Origin of the sequence: Trichococcus sp. (assembly GCF_049589555.1) — a bacterium.
In the GTDB taxonomy this organism is placed as follows: domain Bacteria; phylum Bacillota; class Bacilli; order Lactobacillales; family Aerococcaceae; genus Trichococcus.
Map to the genome: position 1 here is coordinate 1 of NZ_JBAWAZ010000033.1, position 9,442 is coordinate 9,442.

Here is a 9,442-nt window from a genome sequence, read left to right on the forward strand (position 1 = left end):
TTCGTAGTCAGGCTGGTAATCCTCATCTTTATGGAAAGAACCCGTGTCGATCCAACCTGGGCTGATGGAATTGACGCGGGCTTTCCCGGCCAACGAAATGCTGAGGGCGTGCGTCAGAGAAAGGATGCCGCCTTTAGCTGCTGAGTAACTTTCGGTATCCTTTTGCGACATGAAACCGCGGCTTGATGCGATGTTCACGACTGAAGCGCCAGCTGTGAACACCGGCAAAAATAAACTCGTCAATAGGTACGGAGCCGTGACGCCCAAAGCCAGGACGTAATTGAAGTCCTGATAGGAACATTCCGACAGGATGCCTTTTTTGCTGATGCAGGCGTTGTTCACCAGATAATCGACTTTGCCGAAGCGGTGCTTGACGGCTTCCGCAAAAGCATGCAGGGCAGCTTCCTCCGCGATGTCCCCGTGATGAAAATACACGTCGTTCGCTTCGAAGCGTGAAACGATTTTGTCCCCTGCTTCCTTATCCGTATCCACGAATGCGACAGCGGCACCCGATGACAAAAAAGATTCCACCGTGGACCGGCCGATGCCGTTCGCTCCGCCGGTCACCACAACCACACGATTTTGATAATCCATCTTCCATTCCTCCCGACTGATTGCTGCTTCAATTGTCCCGTGTACTACAGCGAAATTTCAAGTGAAACCGGGCAATGGTCGCTGCCGAAGATATTTTCATGGATATCCGCGTCGACCAAGGCATTCTTCAAAGCATCCGATACAAGGAAGTAGTCGATCCGCCAGCCTGCATTGTTTTTGCGGGCGTTGAAGCGGTAACTCCACCAGGAGTATCTGCCTTCCGCATCCGGATGGAAGTAGCGGAAAGTATCGATGAATCCGTTCGCGACCACTTCGCTGAACTTGGCGCGTTCCTCGTCCGAAAAGCCCGCGTTTTTGCGGTTCGTTTTCCAATTCTTCAGATCAATGTTTTCGTGGGCAACGTTGAGGTCACCGCAGACAATGACCGGTTTTTCTGTCTCCAGGCCCTTCAGATAAGTCAGAAAGGCCGTTTCCCAATGCATCCGGTAGTCCAATCGCTTCAGCTGCTCCTGTGAATTGGGCGTATAGACATTGACCAGAAAGAAATCGGCGTACTCCAAGGTGATGACGCGTCCTTCCGAATCATGTTCGGCAACGCTGATGCCCAGCCGAACCGAAAGCGGTGTGTGTTTCGTGTATATCGCGGTTCCGGAATAGCCTTTGCGGTCGGCATAATTCCAGTAGGATTCATATCCTGGAAACACAAGCTCTATTTGGCCTTCCTGCAATTTCGTTTCCTGCAGACAGAAAAAATCGGCATCGAAGTCCGCAAAAATATCCGCAAAATTCTTGTTTACGATGGCCCGCAAGCCGTTGACGTTCCATGAGACAAATTTAAGATCCATTTTGCCCACCCGCCTTAACGCAACGCGATCGTATAGTAAAGGAACAGGATGAAGAGGATCAGATTGATGGCAGCCAGTGTCCACTTCATTTTCGGCTCTGGGATGTTCAGCGCAAAGATCGTTCCAACAATCGGCAAAAACAGCGCCAATATCAAAGAAGTCGTGGATACGGAACCAGGATCTTTGGTAGTGAAAAGGTAAAGCGGATATAGGATGGATAAGAGTGTGAATGTGATTCCGTTTCTGGTTTGTTTCGGTTGCATTGCGCAGCCTCCTTTTTCTGTTATCTGTACTATTTTACCATACCTATGCGATCGAATCACAAGGAAGAGGGCCGGAATTCGTGTCCAAAAAATGAAGAAGGATTCTTTCCGGCAGACAGATATGTAACAAAGCTCTTGCAAATTGATTAAATTGTAAATTTTTTCATAAACTTGTGTTAAAATAGCATGAACAGGTGCGGAATCGCTTTTGATTAAAATTTGATTAATTAATGATTAAAAAAATATAATTAATTGCTGCCGCTTACTTATTTGATACAAATCGGCATCAAGTGATGTTAGAATGGACTACATAAATAAAATTAGTGGGTGAAATGCATGTTGGGGACGGAAATAAAACAACAGTTTCCTGAAACGATCGTTAAAGAGAATGAAAACTTATCACATTATACATACACAAAAACAGGTGGCCCGGCGGATGCGCTGGTCTTTCCGAAAACTAAAGATGAAGTCGCGGCAATCGTCGCCTGGGTGAATGAAAAGCAAATACCTTTGACGGTATTGGGCAATTCCAGCAATGTCATCATCAAGGATGGCGGCATCCGCGGCATCGTCATGATCCTGACGGAAATGGACCATATGGAAGTGAAGCGTCATCGCTTGATCGTCCAAAGCGGTGCACGCCTGATCGATGCTTCCCGGATGGCCTTAGCTGAGCGGCTGAGCGGCTTGGAATTCGCATGCGGCATTCCCGGCAGCGTAGGTGGAGCGGTCTACATGAATGCCGGAGCATATGACGGTGAAGTTGAAGAAGTCATCGAATCAGTAGTGGTGATCACACGCGAAGGCAAAATCAAAACCTACGAGAAGAATGAACTTGAGTTTTCCTATCGACACAGCAAGCTGCAGGAAACGAATGAAATCGTTCTGGAAGTCGTCTTCCATCTCGAAAAAGGCAAGCACGAAGCGATCAAAGCCCGAATGGATGAATTGACGGCTTTACGCGAATCGAAGCAGCCGTTGGAATTCCCTTCATGCGGCAGCGTCTTCAAACGACCGACTGGATATTTCACAGGAAAATTGATTCAGGAAGCGGGTCTGCAAGGCTTGATTTGGGGCGGGGCACAGGTGTCGATGAAGCATGCAGGTTTCATCGTGAACATCAACCAAGCTACAGCGACCGATTACATTGATCTGATTGCACATATCAAAAAAGTCATAATGGAACATTATGGGGTGCCATTGGAAACCGAAGTCCGGATCATCGGGGAAGATACAGTGGGAAGCGTATAGGTGAAAAGAAGGCTGGGTGTGAACATTCAGCTCTTTTTTGAATAGCAATTAATTATTTTATTTGAATATATAATGAAGGAGGATAGCCATGCGAAGACCACTGATATCTTTTCAGAACTTTAGTTTCACCTATTCAGATCAAAAGGAACCGACGTTGGAAGAACTGAATGTCACCATCTACGAGGGAGAAAAAATACTTGTGCTCGGCCCCAGCGGCTCCGGGAAAACGACCTTTGCCCGCTGCCTCACTGGCGTATTGCCGAGTGATGAGAACGGTGATGCGAGCGGAAACATCCTCTTTCACCATCAGGTCGATCAAACAGTAGCCCCCTTTGAAGACTTTCTGCCGAATGAAATGAAACTGGTCAAGAACAGTCTGATTCCCCACGCGGATCAGATGGGGAAATTCGGAGTGAAGCAACAAGTCCCTTTCCGTACAGCGGAAGATTTGAAGAAAATGGATAATTGGCATGACTTTTTGAAAAAACGCCCTTATCTGAAGCGCAGTTTTATGAAATTATCGGAACAGCAGTTGGGCGACATCACGATGGCCGGCATTTCCTTGGATGGCAAACCATTGATTTTGTTCGATGAGCCATTAGCGAATCTGGACCCGAGCTCCGGGGATTTGGCCATGAAATTCATTGAAGATCTTCATCGCGTCAGCGACACGACAGTCATCATCATCGAACACAGGTTGGAAGATGTCTTGGCACAACCGATTGATCGGATCCTGCTGTTTTCCGGCGGGCGGATCATCGCGGATGCGAAGCCGGAGGAGATACTCCGCACTGAAATCTTGAGCGATATCGGCATCCGGGAACCACTTTACATCACGGCTATGCGCTATGCGGGAGTCGATCTGGACAATGTCCGTGAATTGGCGAACGTAAATAAGGTGAACGGGCCGCAATTAAAGGAGCAGATGGAGAGCTGGCTGAATTATCTGCCGCAATTCAGGTACCCCGATTATGATGAGGTGCTTCTGGAACTGGATGGCTTATCGTTCAAGTATCCTTGGAACGACGAGGATATCGTCGACGGTGCCTTTCTCCGCATCTACAAAGGGGAAATGATCAGTCTGGTCGGTGCGAATGGCGCCGGCAAATCGACGCTTTCCCGTTTGATGACCGGAGAGGAAAAACCGCAGAGTGGCCGTATCTACTGGAAAGGCCATGAAGTCAGCGACATCGATGCGGATGAAGCGGAAAACTATGTTGGTTACGTCCCGCAGAACCCGAAAGACAGCTTGTCCCAGGAAACCGTGTATGCAGAAATCACCTTAAAACTGAGACAGCGCAACATGCCTGAGGAAGAGATCGTAAGGAAAGTCGATGAAGTTGCGAAAGTTTGCGGACTGCAGTACATCAAAGATTTGCCTTTGTCCATGCTGAGCTTTGGTCAACTGAAACGGGTGTCGATTGCGGCCGTCTTGGCTCTGGATCCGGAGCTGATCATCTTGGATGAGCCGGCAGCCGGACAGGATTTCAGCCATTATAAAGACATCATGCATTTCCTCCAGCGGATCCACCAGAACGGTGTGACCGTCGTGATCGTAACGCATGACATGCACCTGATGCTGGAATACACCAGCAGAGCGGTCGTCATGGCCAAAGGAAAGATTGTGGCCGATACGAGTTCGGCTTTTGTCCTGATCAATCCGAGGCTGATCCAGCTTGCCTCGTTGAAAGAGACCACCTTGTTCACCTTCGCCAATCAGATCGGAATGACGGATCCGTATTCCTTTACGGAAAAATTCGTCTACTACGATCGGGCCGCGCGGCTATTCTGATAAAATCCTAATAAGCTCAAAACGCCGGAATGAAAATCGCTGGCGTTTTTTTGTTCGTATTTTTGCTAAAAATGATGCTACTTCTTATATAATAATAGTGTTTTGTGCTAACATAATAGTGATGAGTGATTATCCGATTGCCTATCCGCAATCGGAGTGAACGTTCAGCGCCCATAAATAAACGATAAAGGCGGGAGAAAATGACTGACAAACCGATCATTACTTTGGAGAATGTAAAAAAAGTATACGATGATGAAACAGTGTTGCACGATATCAATTTTGAGCTTGAAAAAGGAAAATTCTATACACTTTTGGGACCATCCGGCTGCGGGAAGACGACGATTCTGCGTTTGATCGCCGGCTTTGCGGATGCTACGGAAGGCGTCATTAAAATCAATGGCGAAACAGTGAATGATATACCGGCGAACCGACGCAAAGTCAATACGGTTTTCCAGGATTACGCTTTGTTCCCCCACTTGAATGTTTTTGATAATATCGCATTTGGGCTGACGATCAAGAAAATGCCCAAGGATCAAGTCAAACAAAAGGTGGATGAAGCCCTGAAAATGGTTCAACTTGAGGGCTATGAGAACCGTGAAATCAGTGAATTGTCAGGTGGCCAGCAACAGCGCGTCGCGATCGCCCGGGCAATCGTCAACGAACCGGATGTGCTGCTGTTGGATGAACCCTTGTCGGCGTTAGACTTGAAACTGCGCACGGATATGCAGTATGAACTGAGGGAATTGCAGCAGCGCCTGGGCATCACCTTTATTTTTGTCACGCACGATCAGGAAGAGGCACTGGCCATGAGCGATTGGATTTTCGTCATGAACAAAGGCGCGATTGTCCAGAGTGGCACACCTGTGGATATTTATGATGAACCGATCGACCGATTCGTCGCAGATTTCATCGGCGAAAGCAATATCGTTCCCGGGACGATGGTTGAGGACTACAAAGTCAGCTTCGTCGGCAAGGAATTCGAATGTTCTGATGCGGGAATCACGCCGGGCGAAAAAGTCGAAATCGTCATCCGTCCGGAAGATCTGGAGCTGACGACTGTCGAAAATGGCAAGTTGGTCGTGAAGATCGATACGCAACTGTTCCGCGGCGTCCACTATGAGATCATCGGCTACGACAAGGACGGAAACGAGTGGATGATCCATTCCACCAAACGCGCGGAAATCGGCAAGGATGTCGGGCTCCATTTTGGTCCGCAGGATATCCATGTCATGCGATTGAACGAATCCGAAGAAGAGTTCGATGCCCGTCTTGAAAGTTATGAAGAGTAGGGGGAAGAGACATGACGAAAAATTCTAGAGCGTTCTATTCTGTTCCTTATATGTTGTGGTTGGGGTTGTTTGTCCTCGCGCCGATGCTATTGATCCTATACCAGTCCTTTTTCGACATCACCGGGGCCTTCACGTTTGCCAACTACGCGACTTATTTCAGCTCGGGAAATTATCTGCGGATGACGTTGAATTCGTTCCTGTATGCGTTCACCATCACCCTCGTGACGTTCCTGATCAGTTACCCGACGGCGCTGTTCCTGAGCCGGACGAAGCATAAGCAGCTCTGGCTGTCCTTGATCATTCTGCCGACATGGATCAATCTCTTGCTGAAGGCCTATGCTTTCATCGGTTTGTTCAGTCAGAGCGGGACGGTCAATCAGTTCCTGAGCTTCATGGGCATCGGTCCCCAACAGATTCTCTTCACGGACTTCAGTTTCATTTTCGTGGCGGCCTACATCGAACTGCCTTTCATGATCCTGCCGATCTTCAATTCGATCGAAGAGCTGAACCCATCCCTGATTGTCGCCAGCGGGGACCTAGGCGCCACAAGGATGCAGACTTTGACGCGGGTCATCTTTCCCTTGACGCTGAGCGGCGTGCGCAGCGGTTTTCAGGCTGTCTTCATTCCATCGTTGTCGCTGTTCATGCTGACGCGTCTGATTGGCGGAAATCGGGTCATCACATTGGGCACTGCTGTGGAACAGCATTTTCTCGTTACCCAGAACTGGGGAATGGGATCGACGATCGGCGTCATCCTGATCATCAGCATGATTGCCATCATGTCCCTGACCAGTGACAAAAAGAAGAAAGGCAGGGGAGTCAAATGAAGGGAACAACCAACACGAAGTGGAATAATGCATTTCTTGTGCTCGTTTTCGCCATCCTGTACTTGCCGATCTTTTATCTGATTTTTTATTCGTTCAATGCCGGCGGTACCATGAATTCCTTCACTGGGTTTACGTGGGAGCATTACCAAGCCGTATTTGAGGACACGCGCTTGATCGGCATTGTGCTGAATACGTTTTTGGTGGCTTTGCTTTCGGCCCTCAGCGCGACTGCAATCGGTACGATGGGTGCAATCTTCATATATTACACAAAAAAACGCAGCATCAAGAATACGCTTTTGAGTCTGAACAATGTGCTGATGGTCTCTCCGGACGTCATCATCGGAGCAAGCTTGTTGATCCTGTTCACGCTGCTCGGCTTTTCGTTGGGCTTCTCATCCGTGCTGTTGTCGCACATCGCTTTTTCGATCCCGATCGTCGTGCTGATGGTGCTGCCGAAGCTTTATGAGATGAACGATTCGATGATCAGTGCGGCCCAGGATCTGGGTGCCAGCTCCAGCCAAGTCTTCAGCAGAATCCTGATTCCGAGCATCACTCCAGGGATCCTGAGCGGTTTCTTCATGGCCTTCACCTATTCCTTGGATGATTTTGCAGTGACATTCTTTGTGACCGGGAACGGCTTCACTACTTTGGCGGTGGAAATCTATTCGCGGGCCCGCCGTGGTGTCAGCCTGGAAATCAATGCGCTCAGCGCGTTGATGTTCCTGTTCACGCTGCTTTTGGTCTTAGGCTATTATTTCATTCAACAGTACGAGCACAATAAACATGCGCAGCAATTAAAGGCGATCGGGAAACGCGCCGGGTCGGAACGGACGGTGAAAAAAGGATGAAAAAATTAATGGGAATAGTGGCCGTTGTCTTGCTTGCTTGTGCGGCTATCGCTTTTGGAATAAACGCTTTGAATAGAGCGCAAGGTTTTTCGGACGGGAATACGCTGACGATCTACAACTGGGGCGACTATATCGAACCGGAGCTGATCACGAAATTCGAAGAGGAGTCCGGGTATAAAGTCTCCTACGAAACGTTCGATTCGAACGAGGCGATGTACACCAAAGTCAAACAGGGCGGAACGGCCTACGATCTGAGTATCCCTTCGGAGTACATGATCGACAAAATGGCTGAAGAGGGCTTGCTGATTGAACTGGACCATTCGAAGATCGATGGTCTGGAGAATATCGATCCGCGCTTTCTGGATTTGCCGTTCGACGAAGGCAATAAATACTCCATTCCGTATTTCTGGGGAACCTTGGGCATCATCTACAACGACAAAATGGTGACGGAAGAGATCACCTCCTGGTCCGATTTATGGGATCCGAGCTACGTAAACAGTCTGCTTCTGATCGACGGGGCGCGCGAAGTGATGGGGCTGGGCCTCCAAAGTGAAGGCTACTCGCTGAACGAAACGGATCCGGTTGTCTTGAATAAGGTCGCGGATAAACTGAAGGACATCACGCCGAACATCAAAGCGATCGTTGCCGATGAAATCAAGATGTACATGATCCAGGAAGAGGCGGCCATCGCCGTCACTTTCTCCGGTGAAGCCAGCGAAATGCTATGGGAAAACGAAAATCTCCATTATGTGATCCCTGAAGAGGGCTCCAATCTGTGGTTCGACAACATCGTCATCCCGAAGACCGCCAGAAATATCGATGGCGCTTATGCCTTCATCAATTTCATGCTGGAACCTGAAAATGCGGCAATCAATGCGGAATACGTCGGCTACGCCACGCCGAACCAAACTGCCATCGAGCTGATGGATCCCGAGATCACCAGCGATGAACAGTTCTACCCTTCCGACGAAATCATGGACAAACTCGAGGTCTACGAAAACCTGGGCGCCAAAACCCTGGGAACGTATAACGACCTCTTCCTCGAAATCAAAATGTACAGAAAATAAAGAATACGATGAATCCCACTCTAGAAATCGAGCACTAAGAGGATATTACGAGAACGGTCTCTTTTTGACCGTGACGTAATATCAGCTTAGGCACTCAAACGTCACAGTGCGACGTTTGAGGTCTTTAACATTCTTTGTACCAAGGCTAGAGATGCATGTTCTATTAGGGATTCAGAGTTCGACTATAAGGATACGATGAATTGCGGGTAGAGGATAAGCTAACATTTTTACTGTCAGTATTCTAATTTTCTTCAAAAAGCGGCTGAGAAGTCGCTTTTTGTGTGGAGAAAAATATTGACTTAATCTTAAGGTTAAGAGGTAAGCTTGCATAGAAACATACTAGAAATTCATTTAAGCGAGGCGGGATAATGAGAAAGAGAATCTTGCTAACTTTCATGCTCTTCGCAGTTGGTCTATTAGCCGCTTGCTTTAGACAAACTTTTGAAAGAGGTGAAATAGATTTGAACTCAGGACTACAGATTAACCAATCGTCAGAAAATGGTATTGAGACTGGAGAAGATAAAATGCAGATACAAATTCAAGATAACGCGCATACTGTTGTATTTATACTAAATAATAGTGTTGCGGCAGGATCACTCTATAAGCAGCTTCCGTTGAAAATAATGGTGGAGAATTATGGGAATAACGAAAAAATATTTTATCCGCCAACGAAACTGAATATCAGTAACACTCCAAGTGCAGAAG

General features: G+C 47.9%; 10 protein-coding genes. 7 read left to right on the top strand and 3 right to left on the bottom strand.

Going from position 1 to position 9,442, the window contains the following annotated elements; all coding sequences use genetic code 11:
* The 3 genes from WBV27_RS01685 to WBV27_RS01695 all read right to left on the bottom strand — a co-directional run.
* The coding region (locus tag WBV27_RS01685) for an SDR family NAD(P)-dependent oxidoreductase (protein WP_424198850.1) at positions 1–594 on the bottom strand (594 nt) is incomplete at its 3' end.
* 44 nt (positions 595–638) lie between these two features.
* Positions 639–1,400 (bottom strand): exodeoxyribonuclease III, encoded by a 762-nt coding sequence (locus WBV27_RS01690; RefSeq protein ID WP_424198852.1) that lies wholly within the window; start codon positions 1,398–1,400, stop codon positions 639–641.
* A gap of 14 nt (positions 1,401–1,414) precedes the next feature.
* Complete coding sequence (locus WBV27_RS01695) at positions 1,415–1,663, bottom strand: hypothetical protein (protein ID WP_086627168.1); 249 nt, start codon at positions 1,661–1,663, stop codon at positions 1,415–1,417.
* A 336-nt stretch (positions 1,664–1,999) separates the two neighbouring features.
* On the opposite strand from WBV27_RS01695, the gene murB reads away from it, so the two are divergent.
* From murB to WBV27_RS01730, 7 genes are all read left to right on the top strand, one after another.
* Positions 2,000–2,914 carry a UDP-N-acetylmuramate dehydrogenase gene (gene murB / locus WBV27_RS01700; protein WP_424198854.1) on the top strand — a complete coding sequence of 305 codons (915 nt, stop codon included), beginning with the start codon at positions 2,000–2,002 and terminating at the stop codon, positions 2,912–2,914.
* An 88-nt stretch (positions 2,915–3,002) separates the two neighbouring features.
* Entirely contained in the window at positions 3,003–4,706 is a 1,704-nt protein-coding gene (locus WBV27_RS01705; RefSeq protein WP_424198856.1) for an ABC transporter ATP-binding protein, read from the top strand.
* Between the two features lie 200 nt (positions 4,707–4,906).
* Positions 4,907–5,995: an ABC transporter ATP-binding protein gene (locus WBV27_RS01710; protein WP_424198858.1), complete on the top strand. Its 1,089-nt coding sequence runs from the start codon at positions 4,907–4,909 to the stop codon at positions 5,993–5,995.
* Positions 5,996–6,006: 11 nt separating this feature from the next.
* Positions 6,007–6,822: an ABC transporter permease gene (locus tag WBV27_RS01715; protein WP_424198860.1), complete on the top strand. Its 816-nt coding sequence runs from the start codon at positions 6,007–6,009 to the stop codon at positions 6,820–6,822.
* Positions 6,819–7,670, top strand: a complete 852-nt coding sequence (locus WBV27_RS01720; protein ID WP_424198862.1) for an ABC transporter permease — start codon at positions 6,819–6,821, stop codon at positions 7,668–7,670. The genes WBV27_RS01715 and WBV27_RS01720 overlap by 4 nt, the downstream gene beginning before the upstream one ends.
* On the top strand, positions 7,667–8,737 hold the full coding sequence (locus WBV27_RS01725; RefSeq protein WP_424198864.1) for an ABC transporter substrate-binding protein: 1,071 nt from the start codon (positions 7,667–7,669) through the stop codon (positions 8,735–8,737). Before WBV27_RS01720 ends, WBV27_RS01725 begins: the two co-directional genes overlap by 4 nt.
* A 368-nt stretch (positions 8,738–9,105) precedes the next feature.
* On the top strand, positions 9,106–9,442 hold a 337-nt coding region (locus WBV27_RS01730), incomplete at its 3' end, for a cyclophilin-like fold protein (protein ID WP_424198866.1).

Excerpts from the sequence above, each read along its gene's own strand:
- WBV27_RS01705 (WP_424198856.1), top strand. The coding sequence starts at position 3,003 with ATGCGAAGACCACTGATATCTTTTCAGAACTTTAGTTTCACCTATTCA.
- murB (WP_424198854.1), top strand. The coding sequence starts at position 2,000 with ATGTTGGGGACGGAAATAAAACAACAGTTTCCTGAAACGATCGTTAAA.
- WBV27_RS01710 (WP_424198858.1), top strand. The coding sequence starts at position 4,907 with ATGACTGACAAACCGATCATTACTTTGGAGAATGTAAAAAAAGTATAC.
- WBV27_RS01695 (WP_086627168.1), bottom strand. The coding sequence starts at position 1,663 with ATGCAACCGAAACAAACCAGAAACGGAATCACATTCACACTCTTATCC.
- WBV27_RS01725 (WP_424198864.1), top strand. The coding sequence starts at position 7,667 with ATGAAAAAATTAATGGGAATAGTGGCCGTTGTCTTGCTTGCTTGTGCG.
- WBV27_RS01690 (WP_424198852.1), bottom strand. The coding sequence starts at position 1,400 with ATGGATCTTAAATTTGTCTCATGGAACGTCAACGGCTTGCGGGCCATC.
- WBV27_RS01715 (WP_424198860.1), top strand. The coding sequence starts at position 6,007 with ATGACGAAAAATTCTAGAGCGTTCTATTCTGTTCCTTATATGTTGTGG.
- WBV27_RS01720 (WP_424198862.1), top strand. The coding sequence starts at position 6,819 with ATGAAGGGAACAACCAACACGAAGTGGAATAATGCATTTCTTGTGCTC.